General features: G+C 64.2%; 14 protein-coding genes. 5 read left to right on the plus strand and 9 right to left on the minus strand.

Translation table 11 applies throughout. The annotated features are described in order from the left end of the window. Positions 1-3 precede the first annotated feature (3 nt). From IPQ13_02085 to IPQ13_02100, 4 genes are all read left to right on the plus strand, one after another. Positions 4-1,731: a DNA primase gene (locus IPQ13_02085; protein ID MBL0209691.1), complete on the plus strand. Its 1,728-nt coding sequence runs from the start codon at positions 4-6 to the stop codon at positions 1,729-1,731. Positions 1,732-1,927: 196 nt separating this feature from the next. After that, entirely contained in the window at positions 1,928-3,652 is a 1,725-nt protein-coding gene (rpoD, locus tag IPQ13_02090) for an RNA polymerase sigma factor RpoD (protein ID MBL0209692.1), read from the plus strand. Positions 3,653-3,730: 78 nt separating this feature from the next. Beyond that, positions 3,731-4,873, plus strand: coding sequence for an alanine racemase (alr, locus tag IPQ13_02095; protein ID MBL0209693.1), 1,143 nt, complete (start codon positions 3,731-3,733; stop codon positions 4,871-4,873). A gap of 62 nt (positions 4,874-4,935) precedes the next feature. Further along, positions 4,936-6,270, plus strand: coding sequence for a diguanylate cyclase (locus IPQ13_02100; GenBank protein ID MBL0209694.1), 1,335 nt, complete (start codon positions 4,936-4,938; stop codon positions 6,268-6,270). A gap of 84 nt (positions 6,271-6,354) precedes the next feature. Here IPQ13_02100 and IPQ13_02105 read toward each other — a convergent pair whose 3' ends face one another. The 8 genes from IPQ13_02105 to IPQ13_02140 all read right to left on the minus strand — a co-directional run bounded on the left by IPQ13_02105 (position 6,355) and on the right by IPQ13_02140 (position 17,004). Then, positions 6,355-7,086, minus strand: coding sequence for a hypothetical protein (locus tag IPQ13_02105; protein ID MBL0209695.1), 732 nt, complete (start codon positions 7,084-7,086; stop codon positions 6,355-6,357). Between the two features lie 2 nt (positions 7,087-7,088). Then, a complete protein-coding gene (locus tag IPQ13_02110; GenBank protein ID MBL0209696.1) occupies positions 7,089-9,077 on the minus strand; it encodes a hypothetical protein in 1,989 nt (662 codons plus the stop codon). Positions 9,078-9,154: 77 nt separating this feature from the next. Next, positions 9,155-10,798 (minus strand): hypothetical protein, encoded by a 1,644-nt coding sequence (locus IPQ13_02115; GenBank protein MBL0209697.1) that lies wholly within the window; start codon positions 10,796-10,798, stop codon positions 9,155-9,157. Between the two features lie 137 nt (positions 10,799-10,935). Next, positions 10,936-13,290 (minus strand): LPS-assembly protein LptD, encoded by a 2,355-nt coding sequence (locus tag IPQ13_02120; protein MBL0209698.1) that lies wholly within the window; start codon positions 13,288-13,290, stop codon positions 10,936-10,938. A 6-nt stretch (positions 13,291-13,296) separates the two neighbouring features. Continuing rightward, positions 13,297-14,022, minus strand: coding sequence for a ZIP family metal transporter (locus tag IPQ13_02125; GenBank protein ID MBL0209699.1), 726 nt, complete (start codon positions 14,020-14,022; stop codon positions 13,297-13,299). Between the two features lie 28 nt (positions 14,023-14,050). Next, entirely contained in the window at positions 14,051-16,399 is a 2,349-nt protein-coding gene (locus IPQ13_02130; GenBank protein MBL0209700.1) for an Rne/Rng family ribonuclease, read from the minus strand. 35 nt (positions 16,400-16,434) lie between these two features. Next, positions 16,435-16,671 carry a hypothetical protein gene (locus tag IPQ13_02135; GenBank protein MBL0209701.1) on the minus strand — a complete coding sequence of 79 codons (237 nt, stop codon included), beginning with the start codon at positions 16,669-16,671 and terminating at the stop codon, positions 16,435-16,437. Positions 16,672-16,821: 150 nt separating this feature from the next. Beyond that, positions 16,822-17,004, minus strand: a complete 183-nt coding sequence (locus IPQ13_02140; GenBank protein ID MBL0209702.1) for a hypothetical protein — start codon at positions 17,002-17,004, stop codon at positions 16,822-16,824. Between the two features lie 118 nt (positions 17,005-17,122). On the opposite strand from IPQ13_02140, the gene IPQ13_02145 reads away from it, so the two are divergent. Continuing rightward, on the plus strand, positions 17,123-17,821 hold the full coding sequence (locus IPQ13_02145; protein MBL0209703.1) for a WYL domain-containing protein: 699 nt from the start codon (positions 17,123-17,125) through the stop codon (positions 17,819-17,821). On the opposite strand, the gene IPQ13_02150 is transcribed toward IPQ13_02145, so the two are convergent. Beyond that, complete coding sequence (locus IPQ13_02150) at positions 17,818-18,435, minus strand: hypothetical protein (GenBank protein MBL0209704.1); 618 nt, start codon at positions 18,433-18,435, stop codon at positions 17,818-17,820. The genes IPQ13_02145 and IPQ13_02150 overlap by 4 nt on opposite strands. Between the last annotated feature and the right edge of the window lie 57 nt (positions 18,436-18,492).

Genomic DNA, 18,492 nt, shown 5'->3' on the forward strand with positions numbered 1-18,492 from the left:
ACCATGAAAGACCGCGACCTGGTTGAACGCGTGAAAGACGCCACGGACCTGGTGGCCCTGGTGGGCCAGGCCGTGAAGCTGCGCAAGGCCGGCGCGGCCTATTCGGGGCTCTGCCCCTTCCACAGCGAGCGCTCGCCCAGCTTCCAGGTGGTGCCCGGGAAGAACTTCTACCACTGCTTCGGCTGCGGAAAACATGGCGATGCCTTCACCTGGCTCATGGAGCGGGAGGGGCTCAGCTTCCCCGAAGCCCTGGATCAATTGGCGAACGCAGCGAGCATCGAAATGCCGAAGTACAAGGAGCGTCCCGCGGCGGAGGTGGACCAGGAAACCCGCATCCGCACGGTCCTTGATGCCGCCCAGGCTTGGTATGGATTGAAATTGGGCCGCCGCCCGGATGCCCAGGACTACCTGAAAAAACGTGGCATCAGCGAAGGCTTTTCGAAGGAGGCCGGCTTCGGTGTGGCGCCGGATGCCTGGGATGGCCTGATCACCGCCCTGAAAAGCCAAGGCCACTCCCAGGACCTCATCGAGCAGGCCGGGCTCGCTTCGCGCACGGAGCGCGGTTCCCTGGTGGATTTCCTTCGCAACCGCCTCACCATTCCCATCCACGACGCCCGGGGCCGCCTGGCGGCCTTTGGGGGACGGGCCTTCGGCGACGACAAGCCCAAGTACATGAACACGCGGGAGACTTCGCTCTTCCACAAGGGCGAAACGCTGTTCGGAATGCATCGCGCCAAGGGAGTGATGCGCGATGGCGCGGTGGTGGTGGAAGGGTATTTCGACGTGCTGCAGTTGCACCAGCAGGGCATCCACCAGGCGGTGGCGCCCATGGGGACGGCCTTGACCGAGGACCATTTGAGGCTGCTCGGACGTTTCACCAAACGCCTCGTGCTCTGCTTCGACGGCGATGCGGCGGGCCGCCGGGCTTTCGAAAAAAGCCTCCGCCTGGCCCTGCCCCATGGCTTCGATGTGCGCTTGCTCGAATTGCCCGAGGGCGAAGACCCGGATACCTGGTGCCTGCGGGTCGGCGCCGAGGCATTCCGGGAATTGCTGCGCCGGGCGCCGGATTGGACCAGCTTCATGCTCGCCCGGGTGCTCCAGGGGAAGGACATCCGGCGCATCGCCGACCGCATGGAGGCCTTCAAGGAATTGCAAGCCTACCTGCCCTACCTTCCCGACACGCCCGAACGGCGGGAATTGTTCGCGAGTCTGGGCCACCAATTGCAAATCCCCCTCTCCGAGATCCATCGGAGCAGCGGACACACCCGTCCTGCCGCCATCCCTGTGGGACCAGCCCCATCCACCGAACTCAAAGTGGATGAATTGCTGCGCCCGCTCCTGCATTTCTGCCTGGACCCCGAAACCCGCCAGCAAACCGCTGAACTGCCCCACACATGGTGGGAAAACCTGTCGGGGGCGCCCGTTTTGCAGGCCCTGCTGGATGCCGAAGGCGACGAGTCGGCCCTCCCGGATGACATCCTGGCCTTCATCCGGCGGCAAGCGGCCCAGCAGGCGGTCCGGGAAGGCTCCGACGCCCTTCCGGAACGGGCCTTCGCCAAACTCGAAGCCGGGTACATACAACGGGAATTGGGCTTGCTGAACCAGCAGTTGCAGGATCCGGCCTCTTCCACGGACCCGGAGCTGACCCGCCACCTGGAGTCCAGGCAGGCCTCGCTGTTGCTGCGCAAGAGCGCTTTGGCCCGGCAATTGCGGGGTGGTTCTCTGCCCTAAAGTTGGAAATTTGCCCTTGCCTGAAGCGCGAAGTACCCTACACTGAATGGTTCCGGGCTTTCTACAGAATGGGAAAACCCTGCCTAAAGCTGCGAACTGCTGGCTATCAGCCGAGAGCCATGGACCACGACCGAGGCAAGTGCGCAACCGCCCCAGATCCTGAGGCTCCCCGTATCCGAGGTTCTTTGAGGACTCGATGATCCAAACGCCCGCCTGCGAAACCTACTTCGACCTCACCAAGGCATTCATTGCGATCGGCCGCCGCCGCGGGTATGTGCTGGTCGACGAGCTGAACGCGTTCCTGCCGCCCACAGCCAGTTCCCCCAAGGATCTCGAGCTGGTGATGAACATGTTCAACCGCCTGGCCGTAGGCATCGGCGCCACCGAGGCTGAAGCCCTGGAAGCCCGGGACCAGATCGAAGAGGAGCTGCTGCCCCTCGGAATAAAAAACAAGGAAGGCAAGGACGGCGACGTCGACATCGACGGTTCCGAAGGCGACAAGTTCAACGATCCCGTCCGGATGTACCTCAAGGAGATGGGCACGGTTCCGCTGCTCAAGCGCGAGAACGAGGTGGAGATCGCCAAGCGGATCGAAATCGGCGTCCGGCTGGTCATGCGCGCGCTTTCCCGGTCGCGCCTGGCCTCGAGCCTGCTCATCGATATCGGCAAGATGCTCAAAGAGAACCCTGGCAAGATCCGCGAAGTCGTGGGCCTGAGCGACGAGGTGGATGAGGATGAAGATGCCGACAGCACTTCAGCCACCCAGCATGTCCACCACCAGTTCGAGAAATTGCTGGTCTTCGACCAGGCCCTGCAGGATCTGCTGGACCTCAAGCGGGCCGTGGACGCGGGTGAAAAGACCATCGGCAAGCGTCGGAAGATCGGCCGCGAAGTGCTCCTGGCCCGCGCCCGGGTCAGCCGCCAGGTGCGCCGCCTGGGCCTCAACAGCCTGGCCATCACGCGCCTCATCGACCGCATCACCCACCACCACAACCAGGTCATGGCCGGGGAACGCAAGACCCGCGAGCTCAAAGATAGGGTCAAGAATCCCGCCTTCTCCAAGATGAAGGAGAAGTACGGCCAGGAAGCCAAGCACATCAATGAAGAACTGGCGCGCTTCTTCGAGAAGTACGAGACCACGTCCGAAAAATTCCACATCGACTACAACCATCTGAAAGCCGCGGAGTCCATCAGCCGCGCCGCCAAGGCCGAGCTCATCGAAGCGAACCTGCGCCTGGTGGTGTCCATCGCCAAGCGCTACACCAACCGCGGCCTGCAGTTCCTGGACCTGATCCAGGAAGGCAACATCGGGCTCATGAAGGCCGTGGACAAGTTCGAATACAGCCGCGGGTTCAAGTTCAGCACCTACGCCACGTGGTGGATCCGCCAGGCCATCACCCGCGCCATCGCGGACCAGGCCCGCACCATCCGCATCCCGGTGCACATGATCGAAACCATCAACAAGCTCATCCGCACCCAGCGCGAGCTGGTCCAGAAGCTCGGCCGCGAACCCACCAGCGAGGAAATCGCCAACGCCATGGACATGCCCGTAGGCAAGGTCCGCAAAGTCATGAAGATCGCCCAGGAGCCCATCTCCCTGGAGACGCCCATCGGCGAAGAGGAAGACAGCCACCTCGGCGATTTCATCGAGGACAAGACCGTGGTCTCCCCCGTGGAGCAGGTCGTCGGCCAGCGCCTCAAGGAGACCGTCAATTCCGTGCTCCATACCCTCACCGAACGTGAAGAAAAGGTCCTCCGCATGCGCTTCGGCGTGGGCGACGACACCTCCGAACACACCCTGGAGGAAGTCGGCAGCGAATTCGCGGTGACCCGCGAGCGCATCCGCCAGATCGAAAGCAAGGCCCTGCGAAAAATTCGGCACCCTCGGTATTCGAAAACGCTGAAAGCGTTCCTCGGTTGAAGAAAAGCCCCGATGTTCCGGGGCTTTTTCGACTCGCCGAACATTTCCGTTTTCCGAACGGCTAGGCTTGAAGTTCCGATGAATCCTCCCGCCGATGCTCTCGCGCCGCTCCGTCCCAGGCCGGAGGGCCGGGCTTTGCGTGCGGAGATCTCGTTGAGCCGCATCACGCGGAACCTCGCGCGGCTCCAGGCCGTGGCGGGACAGCGTGGAATCTGGGCGGTGATCAAGGCCAATGCGTATGGCCATGGGGCCGTCGCCGTCGGGAGAGCCTTGCAGGGATCCCGGATCGCCGGACTCGCGGTCTCCAATCTGGAAGAGGCCCTCGAATTGAGAGAGGGCGGCATCACCTGTCCGATCCTGGTCCTGGGGGGGCTCCGCCCCGAAGCGATTCCACTCGCCTCCCTGCACCATCTCACGGTGGCGGTGGTCGGCCCCGAGAGCCTGGAAGCCTATGCGCGCCTCCTGCCTGATCATCCCGTGAGGCTCCACCTGAAACTCGACACCGGGATGGGACGCTTCGGATTCCTGCCTTCGGAGTTGGGGGGATGCCAGGATGGCCTCAAGGTGCTGGCCCCATGGCTCGACGGCTTGATGGGGCATTTCGCCACTTCGGATGATCCCGACCGCGGCTTCGCCGACCGCCAGCGCGGGATCTTCCAGAGCTGCCATCAACAACTGAGGGACGCGGGCCTTGCCTTCACGGAAGTCCACCACGCCAACAGCGACGGCTTGGTCCGGGGCTTCCTGGATGGCGATAGCCAGGTGAGGCCCGGGCTTGCCCTTTACGGCCTCACCTCGATTCCCGAAGGCCGTGTCCTGGGCCTGGAACCGGCGATGGAACTCGTGGCGGAAGTCGCCCGCGTGAAGACCGTGCCCGCAGGCACCGCCGTGGGCTACGGGCGCACTTTCGTCGCCCCGCACGCCATGCAGATCGCCACCCTCGGCTGCGGCTACGCGGACGGCTACCGCCGGGATCTGGGAAACCGCGCCGTGGTTGGTTTCGGGGGTACCGACTATCCGGTGGTGGGCCGGGTCTCCATGGATTACCTCACCGTCGCCCTGCCCCTCGGCGTGGCCATCGCGCCGGGCGATCCCATGACGCTGTTCAGCTCCGACCCCGCAGCCCCCCACAGCATCGAAAGGCTGTCGCACTTGCTGGGCACCATCCCCTACGAACTGACCTGCGCCCTGCACCGCCGGCTCGGACGGGTCTACCTTTGAGCCGCGTTTTCGTTCCAGGAATGCTTAATGGCCCGCTATTCTGCGTCTAGTCCTTCCCGCCTATGAACATCGTCGCCATCACCCAATACGCAACCCTGGTCGAACGCCTCCGCATGGCCTATGAGGGGGCTGGGCATCGCGTCACCCATCTGCCGGATCCCTTGAGCGCCCTGGCCACCGAAGCCTGGAACGAGGCCGAGCTGATGCTCGTGGACGGCAGCGGTGACCCCTTGGATGGATTCCGTTTCTGCAGCCTGATGCGCGGCGAAAGCCGGGCGCTGTTCCACAACCTGCCCATCTACATCATCCTGAAGGATCCACCGGCCCTCGCGGACATGGAGCAATTGCGCGAAGTGGACGGGGACGGGTTCGTCGCCGCCAACAGCACCATCCATCAATTGCTGCACCAGCTGGAACCGGTGATGGAGGGCGATCCGGACCGCGCAGGACGCTCGGTGGCCGTCTGCGCCATCGGGCTGCCTTCCGGCCTTTCCCGGAAGCTGCCTGGATTGCTGCAGCACTTCCGGTTCGACCTGAAGGTTCATTCGGCGGTCAAATTCCTGAAGGACTGTGAAACGGTGAAAGCCCCGCTGGTCCTGCTGGGCATCGACGCGACCGGTGAGAGGACACTGCGGATCCTCCAGATGCTCCGGGAACAGGAAGAACGCCCCTTCATCATCCTCATCGGGAAAGCGGACGATGAGGCCATCGAGCGGAAGCTGCTCCTGGCCGGAGCCGGCGACTGGCTCCCTGTGCCGCTTTCAGGTCCGCGGCTCCTGCACGCCTGCCGCCGCGGCCTTGAGTGGATGCATGCCAAGCGCGTGAAATTGGAATTCGACCGCCAGATCAATGACCTGCGGGAACGGCGCATCATGCTGGAGATCGAGGCCGCTTCGCTCCGCAACGAAGTGCTCACGGACCCGCTGACCCAGCTGCTCAACCGGCGCGCCTTCGACCAGAACCTCGAGCACGCGATCTACCAGTGGGAACGCCACAAGCGCCCCTTCGTCCTCATCCTGAGCGACCTGGACCATTTCAAGCTCATCAACGACCGCTTCGGGCACGGCACCGGGGACGAAGTGCTGAAGGCCCTCACGGCGCGGATGCGCCATTCGCTCCGCAAATCCGACCTGGCCTTCCGCATCGGCGGCGAGGAATTCGCGGTGCTCCTCACCGAAACGAACCTGAGGGTCGGAGAAAGCGTCGCTGAAAAGCTCCGGCGTTGCATAGACGGAGAGCCACTGGTCCTGGAAGGCGGCCAGACGATCTTCCCCAGCATGAGTTTTGGCGTCGGCGCCCCCGGGGCCCGCCACTTCAAGGATCTCTTCCAGCAAGTGGACAAGGCCCTCTACCAGGCCAAGAACCGAGGCAGGAACTGCGTCGTGGTGGTGGAGTAGGCTGCCGAGATGCCGGGGTTGCCTGGCCATAAAAGCAAGCCTGGCGGAGGATTGAACCGCCAGGCTTGCCTTTGCTGTCCGCCGTTACTCGATTTCCTTCGCCTGCTTGCTCAATGAGGCCTGGTCCTTCACCTTGTCTGCGGGGACATCCGGGGCCAAGGTGATCTTCTCGGCCCTGGCGATGTTGGAGACGATGCCGCGCACGGTCGTGAATGATTTCACCTGCTGAGGGATCTGCGCGACCACCGCAGAAAGGATCGCCACCTGGGCGGTGATTTGGGCGGCCTTGCCGGCCTGCATCGGATTGCCCGCCAGGCTCTTGCCGGCCTCCTGAAGCGAGGCCAGCGTGGTCGGCGCCGCGCTGGCAGCCACGGCGTCGGCTCCCAGCATCAGCCCCAGGCGCGAGTTGGCCTTGGTGACCACCGCCGACTTCTCCTTCTTGTAGGTCTTCCAGTCCCCCTGGATGGCCGCCATTTCCTGTCCCGCTTCGCTGGCCACCTTCAGCTGCTCCGCATCGATGTTGCCGTCCTTGCGCTTGGCTGCGAGTTCCTTGTACTGGAGGTTCAGCAGTTTCACTTTCGCCACTTTCTCAGGGGGGAACATTTCCATCATCAAATCCATGGCCTTCATGCCCTGGTCGGTGGCGATGGTGACGAAACCGATCATCGAAGCCCCTGCGAGCAGCGCATTTCCCACATCCACCTTGGGACCGGAGGAAGCAGGCGCGGGCTTCTTCAGGAAGCCGCCCAGGCCTTGGGCGGACACAGGAGCCGCAGCGCTTGCGACGAGCAGAAGGATTGCGACGGTGAATTTCATGGCTACTCCGAGGAGGCGGCCCGCAGGGCCTGGTTGAGGTTTTTTTGGAGGGCGGATCCGCCGAGCTTCCTGAGGGAATCCTGGACGTATTCAAAAGCCCACGCCCCCAGGTCCAGCGGTTGAAGAGCCTCGGCTGGCTTTTCGAGTTTCTGGGTGTGGTCTGTTTGCAGTCCCGTTTTCCAGGCTGGCTGGGCCTCGCCTCCGGAGATCAGGCGCACGCGCCATTGGCCGCTGAAAGCAGTTGAATCGCCTTCAGTTCGCCGGCTGAACGCGGTCCCGTTCAATACCACCCGGGGGCCCGTGCCGGCGCCGTCCAAGAGGAAGCGGCAGGTTCCTGGCCCCATGAGCGCCCCGGCCAGCATGGGCGCCAACCATCGGGATTCTGGAATCCAAGCGGGGGCGTCCGCGAATTCCAACGGCCCGAGTTGAATCAGCGGATCCTGGGCGGCGCTGCCGCTGAACCTCAGAACGTCTCCAGGGGCTAATTTTTCCGCGCCGAGGCCTGCGGAGTTCAGAAACCCTTTGGATGGAGCCTGGGCCACGAGCAGCGGACCGAGCGGCGCGCCGGCCGCGTCCTTGACTTCACCCGCCGGGCGCAGCCATTTGAGTGGGGCGAAACGCGAGGGGGGCGCAACCTTCCACTGCGCGGCGCGGGCCGCGTCCACCACGCCTTCCCTGATCTCGATATCTGACACAGGCAGTTCCATCACCTTCGCCTGCACCTTGCCCGCAAGCCGGATGACGGCATTCCGGCATACGGTGAACCAGGCTGCGCCCGCATCCAGTTCCCGGACCCCCGCCTGTTCCACCTGGGCCAATTCCTCCTCATGGTCCAAAAAGGCCGACATGGGATACCGGGCAGATTCGTCGACTCCGGCCCGGGTGGCCAGCACGGCGCCCAAGCGGATCCGGTAGTAGTGCTCCACTTGGCCATCGGCCTTGTTCCGGGTGCCGTGGTATCCGCCCAGGATCCCCATCTCCACCACGCGATCCGGGGACTGCCGGGCGATCAGGGCCACCTCCCGCTGCTCCAGGCTGAGCGTGTTGCCGGTGGTGAGCTGGGAGTGTCGGGCGATGTGGTCGTGGAGGCGCAGCAGCCCTGCCTTGGCGCGCTCGCCGCCCAGTTCGGCAGGCAGCAGGCGCAGGCCGCCGGCCTGGCTCACGTAGTTGCCCAGCAGGCCCAAAAAAGCATCGGGCTCGAGGCTCGGCGAGGTGACCCCTTCCGGCAGTTTCGGTAGGCTTCCACGCCACCTCAAGGCCACCGTGGGCTCCGGGCGCTCCGCGGGCTTGTCCACCACCGTGAGGGTGTAGCGCTCGCCGGGCCCGATGCGCCGGGCAGGATCGGCGACGTCCTGGATGATGGCGTAGCGCGGCTCCACATCCAGGACCTTGGCGTAATGCCCCTGGCCCTTGAGCGTCGCCCCCTTCTTCACTCCCCGCTCCCGGCCGAAGGGCCAGACCCCGCCTTTCGGCAATGCGGACACGACGAGCGTCTGAGCGTCCAGCACGAACGGCGAGGCCTTCTCCTTCATCTGGGCAAGGCAGGCTTCCATCCACCGGGAACAGGCCGCATCGAAGGCCTGGCGGACCAATTCATCCCGCTTTCCGGCTCCGCTGCGGCCCAATTCCACGCTGGCGGCGACCATGCGCGTGGCGGAAAAAAGATTCGCGTTGGTCCACGGATCCAGCACCGAGAGATCCCCTACCACCACCGCTTCGTACTTGTCAATGACGCCGGCGGTGACTTCCCGGGTGACCCGCGCGGCGGTGATGGTCGGCACCAGCACCAGGACGCGCTCGTCCGGCGCGATCATGTCCTCGGGACCGAGGCGCATGATGCGGCCTGGGAACGCGGCGCTGGCCCGCTGCTCGAAGGCAGCCTGGAGCGCGGCCTGGGCGGGCATGCGCCCATCCGGCGACGCGTCAGCCACCAGCAGTTCGGGCGCCAGGGCCAGTTTCACGGCGGTCTGGGCCAGGGCCGGGTGGGCCATTCCCCCGAGGAGGACCCATGCGAGGCCGGGAACAAGAGCCGGCCGCGACAGCATGGGTGAAGAAGGCAAGGCTCCCATCATTTGCCCTTCAAGACCGTGTTCCGCTCGTCCATGGTCTCCACCGCGAACTTATCAATGAGCGTTTCGAGCAGGGCGAGCACGTCCGATCCAGTCTTCCCGTTCAATGCGACGGTGATGGTTTCCGAGCGGGCCTCGCCCCGGAACTGCGGGCTGACGGTCATTCCAGCCCCGCGGAGGGCCTGCTTGATCGCCGCGGTCGACGCGGGGCTCGCGATGTTGTCCACGCGGATGACGTAGGTGGTGGAGGCGGACGCGGTCTCGCGCTTCTCGGCGCGCTGCGTCTTTTTCACGGCCGCACGGAGCTCGTCGGGCAGCACGCTGTCGGCCTTGCGCATGGCCAGCTTGGTGGCGGTAGCGCGGCCCACGTCATCGGAGGCCTGATCGCCGCTGTCGCCCAGGATCACTTTGTCGGGCAGGAGCGTATCGCCGTCCTTGATGCGGATGACGCGATACACCACCTGCGAGGTGTACCGATGATTGTTGTTGATGGGGGTGCAGCGGTTCAGGGCCACGGCCACGTAATCATTCGGACCCACGTCCGGATTGCGTTTGAGCCCCGAGAGGATCACGTTGTACAGGTCGTCCTCGGTCTCGAAATTCCGTCCCATGAGGTCCATATCCAGGAACTTGGTGTTGAGCCCGGATTTCTCGATCATCTCCCCCAGGGAGGCTCGCACCTCATTGGTGGCGCCAGCGCCTTTCTTGGTGGGGTCGGCGTAGATCGTGATGCGGTGGTAGAAAGAGCTGGTGTCGTTGAAGACCGCCCCCGAGGCCGAGGACTTGCTCGAGGATGCGCTTGCGCGGCTGCTGCGGGCATCGATGCTTGAAGCCTTCTGGTTATCCCAGGCAGCCGCTCCTGAGCTGCTGCGTTGGGCGCTCATCTGCGCCGAGCTGCTGCTGGACGCCGCGGCCGAGCCACGATCCCCCTGGACCGCGGCGGCGGACTGCCGGTCCCGGGAGGCCTGCATGGAACCCTGGCTCTGAAAAGCTGCGCTGCCTTTGCTGCTGCTGGCGGAAGCCGCCTGCAGGGAGGACTGGCTGGAACTCGCCGAAGCATGGGAGCTGGATGCCGCGAAAGAGGCCGCCTGCACATTCTTCCGGTCGTCCGTGACTTCCTCCCGGAGGACCAGCGGCTTGGATTTGTCAGCATCCTGGCCTTCGATGGTGTAGGAAAGCACGATCACTTTGAATTTCCCTTCGGTTTCCTGGGCCAGGGACAGGCCAAGGCTGTCCTCCAGGTAGCGTTTCATGGCCTTGCCGTCGATCTTCAGCACAAGCTCGACCACGGCCTTGCCGGCATCCACGTTCGTGGCGGTGACCTGGGAATCCAGCACCATGTTGGCCTTGTGGTTCACCACATCCCGGATGATGCGGTCTGCATCCGCGCCCAGCTTGGCCCGGCTTCCATACAACTGATATACGGCCTGGGCCAGAGCGTCCTCAATGGCCAGGGCCTCGGCGCGCTGCAGGGCAAGCTGGTTGTCGGCGGGTTTTCCCTTGCCCCCCACGGCCATCTCCCCGCGGCCTGATACGGAAAGGGTGTCGCCGCCGAAGAGCAGGGCCGGCAGGAGGATGGGAACCATCACCCGGGCGGGACGGAATAGCGCAGGCATGTGCTGGAACGAGGAGATACGAAGCATGAAGCCTCCTGGGGCGGTTCCCTGGTATGGGGAGCTGAGTGGCGCTGGGGGTAGTGCGCAAGCCTACCAGTTCACATCCGGCCGCGCCAGCCGTTGAAAATGCGCGGATCCGCGATGGCCCTGCCGGGGCTGCGCCCCTACTGCCTCAGCGTGAACAGGTCGCCAAGGCCCCTCAACGTCAGGACCAGATCCACCCGGTCCTCCTTCCCGATGGGGCCGGTCTCGAAAGGGATGGACAACGCGATGTGGGAATAGCGCAGGGTCGCCGCCACGCACGGCGTGGCGTAGGCAAGGCCCACCTGGCTATAGGTGAAACCATGGGACTTGATGTCGTAGTTTGTGCTGAACTCCAGGCGCACCCGGTCATCGAGGAAGCGCTGCATGCCTCCTAATTGGAGGCCCTGCTGCCGCACCAGGAAGCGGTTGATGCCCGTGGAAAAGAACGCCAGATTGAAGTGGCTGCCATCGCGCCTTTTCACTTCGGCGCTAAGGGAATTGTCCGTGCCGCCATCCACCAGATCCGACGAACGTTTGAAGCTGAGGCGGATCATCTCATTGGGTTCCACATCTATATTGCTATCCAATGAATCGAATCCCTTCTTGATGCGGCCATCTCCCAACAGGATGGGACTGAAATGGTATTTGATGGAAAGGCGGAAGCGGACCAGATCCGCGAAGTCCATTCCGGCACCCTGTCTTCCCAAGAAATGCTGCTTGATGCCGATCTCGGCGCTCCGTTCCCCCATGGCGCTGCCATCAACACCTGGTTGGGCATCCACTTCGTCGAACCTGGGCAGTTTGCCCGCCAGGCCGAACTTGCTGTTCTGGGTGAGGGCAAGGAAGGGTTCGACCACATGCCGGATATCGCCGTGGTATCCGAATGCGGACAGGCCCGTGAAGGTCCGCCCCGCCTGCGGCCCCGAGAGCTGGACCTTGATGGAGTCGAAGTAGCGTTTGGCGGAATCCCCTTCGGCGCGGAAAGGATCGAAAGCGGAATTGATCGCCGGATCCAGGGAGGTGCCGCTGGCTCCGGAATTCGGATCGAAGACCGCCTCTTTCAGGGTGGCGCCGTAGCGCGTGTAGCGGGCCAGGAGCTGCGCGTCCGCGCGGAACGGTCCCCACTGCCCCAGGCGTCCATGGACCCGAAGGAAGCCGTCGTCCCGGCCCCAAGTGTAGCGGCCTTCGGGGTCGTCTTCGCCGGTCTGGATCTTGTAGCTGAGGCGGCTGGTGCGCCAGGAGCCATCCAGGTAGAAATCGCCCAGGGGAATCGGGAACAATCGGGCCTCCACCTGAGGCAGCACCTGGCGCTTCAGCGAACTCGGAAAGTCCGTGCGGAAGAAGGGATCATCCGGCAGAAAGAAGCTCCGTTGTTCCTGGGCCGTGAAGGCGAAACTCGCCCACTGGAAACTTTTTCCCAGATAGAAGGCGCTGTCGAAGGGCCGCGTGCCTAGCTGGCCGGGCCCCCTTCCATAGTCCGCATCGATCAGGCTGTCGGACGCCTGGTTGATGTCTGCGGTGAGCTGCCAGCCATCCTCCCGCTGCCACACTTCCTTGAAACTGAAGCGGGAGCGCCGCTCGTCGCTGCTGCGCTCATTGATGAACTGCCCCTGGAAACTGCCCTGGTGCGTAGGTTCGGGATTCCACCTTGATTCCAGGCCCCAGAGCACCCCTTGTTTTGAAAAATACTGGGGCGAGAACGTGAGGTCCGAGCTGTCTCCCAGGGTCTGGAAATAGCTGAGCCCCACCGTCGCTCCGAGCCGGCCGCTGTACCCCAGCAAGGGCGGGAGCAGGCCGGAGCTCCGCTGGGCCTTGGCCGGGTAGATGGCCCAGGGGACATAGAGCAGGGGAACGTGGCCGACGATGACGCGCGCATGCCTGAGCGTCGCGAAGCCGTCCAGATCGAGCTTCAACTCCGAAAGCCGGGCCCGCCATCCCGGCTCTTCCTGGGGGCAGGGACTCAGTTCCACTGCCTTGAAATCCCAATGCTTAAGGGTCGTGAAATTCACGCTGTCCGAACGCAGCGCCCAATCAGGGGGGATCTCCAGTTCCAACCCGCGCGCCTCGCCGACCTGGTGCTTCCAATCCATGGAGAGCCGGTCGCAGCGCAATCGCAGGTCAGGCGCTTCGAGCCGGATATGGCCCTCGGCGGTGAGCTGCCCGGTGGCCGGTTCGTAGCGGATGCGGTCTGCCAGGAGCAGCACTTCTTCAGTCTCGATGGCGCCGCCTTCGATGCTCCAGGAATCCACCGTCTCCACGACCTTCTCGCCGCGCCACCGGAAGGGCACGCGCTTGGTGGAAGCGCCGCCTGGATCGAAGGGCCTGAGGGGCAGCAGAGCGATGGCGTCGGGCCAGGGCTCGTTTTGTTGGAGGGGCGGCCAGTCCGGCAGGGCCGGCAGGTTTCGGCCCGCCGGGCTCTGTCCTGCCAACGCCACCCACGATGAAGCCGCCAGCAGCCTTGCCAACCGTGGCCACATGGAGGTGGGGGGGCGCATGAAGCCTCAACCGCCGTGCTGGTGAGGTGCGATCAATTGAGTGGCCAGGAAAAGGCCGAAGCCGATGAGCAGAGCCAGCGTGCTCTTCCAGCCCTTCTCCTTCTGGGCCTCGGGCAGCAGGTCCGAGCTGGCCACGTAGATCACCAGGCCGCCGGCCATGGCCAACACCGGGGCGGGATTGAGGTGCATGGCCGACTGGCTCATGGCCCCGATCAGGGTCGCCACGGCCAATCCTGCGGATGCCAGCAGGGCGCCGCGCCTGCCATAGCCCCGGGCCAGGAAGATGCTGGAAATCGTGGCCCCCTCCGGGATGCGGTGGAGGATAAGCGCCATGAACATGAAGAGTCCCAGGTTGCTGCTGCTCCGCACCGCCGCCGCCAGCGCCAGGCCATCCATGAAGCTGTGGAGCGAGAGGCCCACCAGCGCCATGATCCCCGTCATGGGGCCGCCCTCCATGTGCGTCTCTTCGCCGTAGTGGAAGTGGATGGTGATGCCGTGCTCCATCACGTGCACCAGCAGGAATCCCCCCAGGACCCAGAAGGCCGTCCCCTCGCCGCCCTGCTCCAGGCTTTCGGGAATGATCCGGACAAGGGCCGCGGACAGCAGGTAGCCCGCCGCGATGCCCGAAATGAGCCGCATGGTGGAGGCGCGGCCCTGAAGGAAGCGCACCACCATCCAACCTCCGAGGAGGGTGGCCAAGGATGCGAGGAGGGCCTGAACCGCAAGGGACATGGGATGACCGACTATGTCAGGGTTGCGATCACGCTTTCACTTTCTTCTGGACGATTTTCGGAGCGGATGCCTTGGATTTGGGTTCAGCCGCCGCCATGGCTTTCTCCTTGGCCGCAGGCTGAGCGTCCTGGGCCGGCTCCGCCTTCCTGGACTTGCTGGAGGGCTTGGGCTTCGGAGCTGGGATCGGGACGGTCTCGTCTCCAGCGGCATTGGGCTTGGCGGCCTTGGCCTTCGAGGCCTTGGATTTTGTTTTGGCGGCGGGAGCCTCAGGGATCATTTCAGGCGCCGGGGCGGGCATGGTGGCCGTGGGCGCGGCGGCACCAAGGCGCCTTGGACGCGGGGTCGGCAGCAGCAGGGCCGCCACGATTTCTCCCGAGAGCACCGGAGGTTCGATGACCACCCGGCTGGGGGCATCTTGAGGGGGTTGGACCGATTTGGCGGATTTTCCATGTCCTGCCGGTTTCGGCGCGGGGGCCGCGGCGCCCGGGACCTCGGCCGCTCCAGCGGCCTTCTCCTCGGGGGCGCCTGCAACAGTCGGACCTGCTGAGCCGGTTTTCGCGGCGCCGCTCCGGCCCCGCCGGCGCCGGCGGCCGGACTTGGAGGGGGCTTCCTCCTTGCCGCCTTCCGCATCGGCCTCGGCACCTTCATCGTCCTCGGGCTTCGCGCTTTCAAACAAAGCGCGGAGGCGCTCCCGCTCATCCAAGGCCGCCCGCTGCACATCCCGGCGGTCGTGCTTGAATTCGGCTGCTTTGGGGAGACCGCGCTTGGAGGCTTCCTTCCCCGCCTTCGGCGCGTTTTCTCCAAGCGCCTTGTCAAAGGAAATGGCGCTGTCGCCGCCCAGCACGACGGTCTCATCTTCGGGCTCGATCATGCGTTCCACATGGGTCTTGGCCGGTTTCTCCTCCGCCTCCTCCTCGCGCTTTTCAATCTCGGCGACCATTTCGCCATAGGCCACCGCGGGGTCCGCCAGCATCACCACGCTGCCGCCGAAGGTGTCCTCCAGCTCCTGCAATTCGCGGCGCTTCTGGTTCAACACCTGGATGGCGGTGGCCGGGGCCAGCTTCACCCGGAGTTCCTTCACGTCCCCATGGCTGAGGATCGACTTCATCCGCCGGATGACGGAAATCAGGAGCGCCTCGGCGCTCTTCACCTGGCCCGATCCCTGGCAATGAGGGCAAGGCACATGGGTCGTCTGCTGGATGGAGGGCCGCAGCCGCTGGCGGGTCATCACCAGCACGCCAAAACGATTGATCTTGCCGACTTCCATACGGGCCTTGTCTTCGCGCAGGCCTTCCACCAGCTTGTCCTGCACGGCTTTGTTGTGGCTCTCCTTCTTCATGTCGATGAAATCGATGACCACGAGCCCGGCGAGGTCCCGCAGGCGCAGCTGGCGCGCGGCTTCTTCCGCGGCTTCCATGTTGGTGCGGAAGGCCATGTCCTCGACCCCTTCCCCGGAGGTCTTGCCGCTGTTGACGTCGATGGCGACCAGGGCTTCGGTCTGGTCCAGCACCAGGGCGCCGCCGCTGGGCAGGCCCACCCGCCGCGCGTAGATGCGGTCGATCTGGTCTTCGGTCTGGGCTTTGGAGAACAGGGGCTTGCTTCCGGCATAGTGCTTCAGCACGTGGGCGTGCTGGGGCATCGTGCGCTTGAAGAAATTCTGCGCCGCGTGGAAGGTGTCCAGATCGTCGATGAGAACTTCTTCCATATCCGCGGAAAACGCGTCCCGGAGCGTCCGGGTCACCACGTCGTCCTCCTGCCACACAAGGCCCGGACCCTGCCGCTGCTTGTAGCGCGTGAGGACTTCCTTGTAGGTGTCGAGGAGGTATTCCAGATCCTTCTGGAAATCCTCCTTGGTGACGCCCAGGCTGGCGGTTCGCACGATGACGCCCATGTTTTTCGGGATCTCCAGCTCGTCGATGAGCTGCTTGAAATATTCGCGCTCCTCGCGGCTTTCGATCTTCCGGCTGATGCCGTTCACGGGATTGCCCGGCGTCAGCACCAGGTAGCGGCCCGGAAGGCTGACCTGCGCGGTCATCATCGCGCCCTTGCTGCCGATCTCTTCGCGGACCGCCTGGACCAGGATCTCCTGGTCGCGGTTCAGCAGATCCTGGATGCGCCCCCGGCGGCCGTCCGGGCTCACCATGTCCCGGGGCAATTCGCCGAGCGGCAGGAAGCCGTTCTTTTGGCCGCCATAATGGATGAAGGCCGCCTGCAGGCTCTGGTCCGCCCGCACCACCTTGGCCTTGTAGATGTTGCCCTTGATCTTTTCGTTGTGGATGAATTCCACATCGAAGTCGAGGAGCGTGCCGTCCAGCAGTGTGGCCACGCGGATTTCTTCGGGATCCGTGGCGTTGATCAGCATGGATTTCTTGCTCAAATGAGTTCTCCTTGACAGCCCGGCCCGGAGCGGATTCACCGCAGCATCGGGACCTTGCGCTGGATTTGAAACGGAATGGTGATGGGGATGGGAGATGGCGGTTCTGAAAACCTGACCAGCCAATTGGCACCGATCGGGGAAAGCTTCCGGAAACGCCTGAAAAGATTAGGCAATAGCGCCTGAGATTTGTGGGCCGCCCGAAGATGACGCGGTAATCCGGTTTCGCCGGTGGCTTGAATGGATTCTCGCAGCAGAATGCCGTGGAAGTCCACTTCTCACGCCAAACCCTAGACGGGCGCTAGGTTTCCGGGCCATGATGGCAGCGGAGATCCATCCATGGCCCCTGCGAAGAAGACCACAAAACCCGAGCCGAAAGCCAAGGCACTCCCAGCCAAGGCGCCAGCGAAATCCGAATCGATCGCTCAGACCAAGGCAGCAGCAGCCCCCAAAAAGGCATCTGCGGCAACGAAGAAGCCAGCGTCGGATTCTGGACCGGCATCGGATAAACCAAAACCAGAACTGGAGAAAAAATCAAAACCCGGACCAAAAAAGAAGATTCTCGAACCTGCTGAGATTCCATCGGGGGCAACGGCCGGCAAATCCAAGCCAAAATCAAAATCGGCACCTGAACCGGCCCCTGCGGCCGCCCCACCCAGCGCTCCCACGCCCAAGGCAGCGGCAGCCAAACCCGCGGCGGACGCTGGCAGCCTCTCGTCGGGGCACGTGCAGTCCGTCCTGCAAGCCGTGAAGGAAGGCAAAGCCATCGAATTGATCTTCAGGGACGCCGAGGCCGATCCACCACGCACCTTCGAGCCCCGTCAGCTCATCTTCGATACCCTCACCCAGGCTTGGTTCGTGTGGGGCTGGGACCGCCGGTACAACGCCGAGCGCCACCACCGCCTGGATCATCTGGCCGAAATCAATCTGGTGGACGGCCCGGGCAGGTCCGCGCAGGGTCCCTACAAGGAGGGCACCCCCGCGAATCTAATCGGGGGCTGGCTGGGGGGCGAACCCATCCGAGTGAAGGCGACCCTTCAAAAACAGTGGATCTTCGCAGTGAAGCAGGCGCCGCCCGCCTTCCCCGAATTCAAGATCGAGGATGGCGAGGATGGCAGGGCCACCGTTTCCTTCGTGGCCACGGACCTCCGCGCCATCGCCCGCTGGTGCCTGCAATTCGGCGAGGGCATCCAGGTCCTGGAACCCCAGCGTCTCGTGGACCGCATCAAACAGGTGGGTGTCGCCTGGGCCGGCAAGCCCGTGGCCGCTGCCCTGCCTCCCGCGCCGCGGCCCGCGCCGCCACCGGCGCCCCGACCCGAACACAAGCCGGAACATAAATCGGAACATCGCCGGGACTATGCCAAGGAGCGGGAAGACAGTCCTAAAAAGGGTCCGCGGGTCGAGATAAGGGTCGAAAAGCTCTAACGGGCCTGGGAGAACAATCCCAGCACCGCTTCGGCCATGCGCTGGCCCTTGGGCGGCGTCTCCACGATGCTTCCAAGCAGTTTCTGGGATCCACCGGGCTGGAGTTCGAAGAGCCAGATGGTGGGGACCTTTTCGACGGCCTGGGGCGCAACGCCGCTGGGCCAGGCCGCGGCCTCGACCTTTTTATCGCGATACACGCCGATGTACCGGATGCTGACGAAAGGATTGGGCTCCTTGGTGAGGGCCAGCAGATCCGGCAGTTCCGCTTGGCTGTCGCTGCACCAGGATCCGAAGGCCACCACCAGGGTGCACGGAACATCGATGGCCTTCCAACGGGCGGCCCAGTCGGCCTTGATATCGCGATGCTTCGTGTTGTCGCGGAAAATGGCCCGATGCGACAGCAGCGCTTCCCGGCTGGTGGCGCCTAGCAACACCGCCTGGTGGTCCTTGCTGTCGGTGGGCAGCCCGCCCTCCTTTTCGGCGGGGAGCAAATGCGGCTTCGCGGGCTCCTGCTTTTCCTGCCCAGCCTGGCCTGCCTCTTCCTGCTTCCCCTGCTGTTGTCCGGGCGTCGCCAGCAAGGAAGCAACCAATAGAAAAACCTGGAGCATGGCCACCTCTGCCCTCCAGCATACGGCCCGTCAAATCCGCGCCCCAATTGGTTTTTAATAAAT

It is taken from the genome of Holophagaceae bacterium (assembly GCA_016720465.1).
Classification (GTDB): Bacteria; Acidobacteriota; Holophagae; order Holophagales; family Holophagaceae; genus JANXPB01.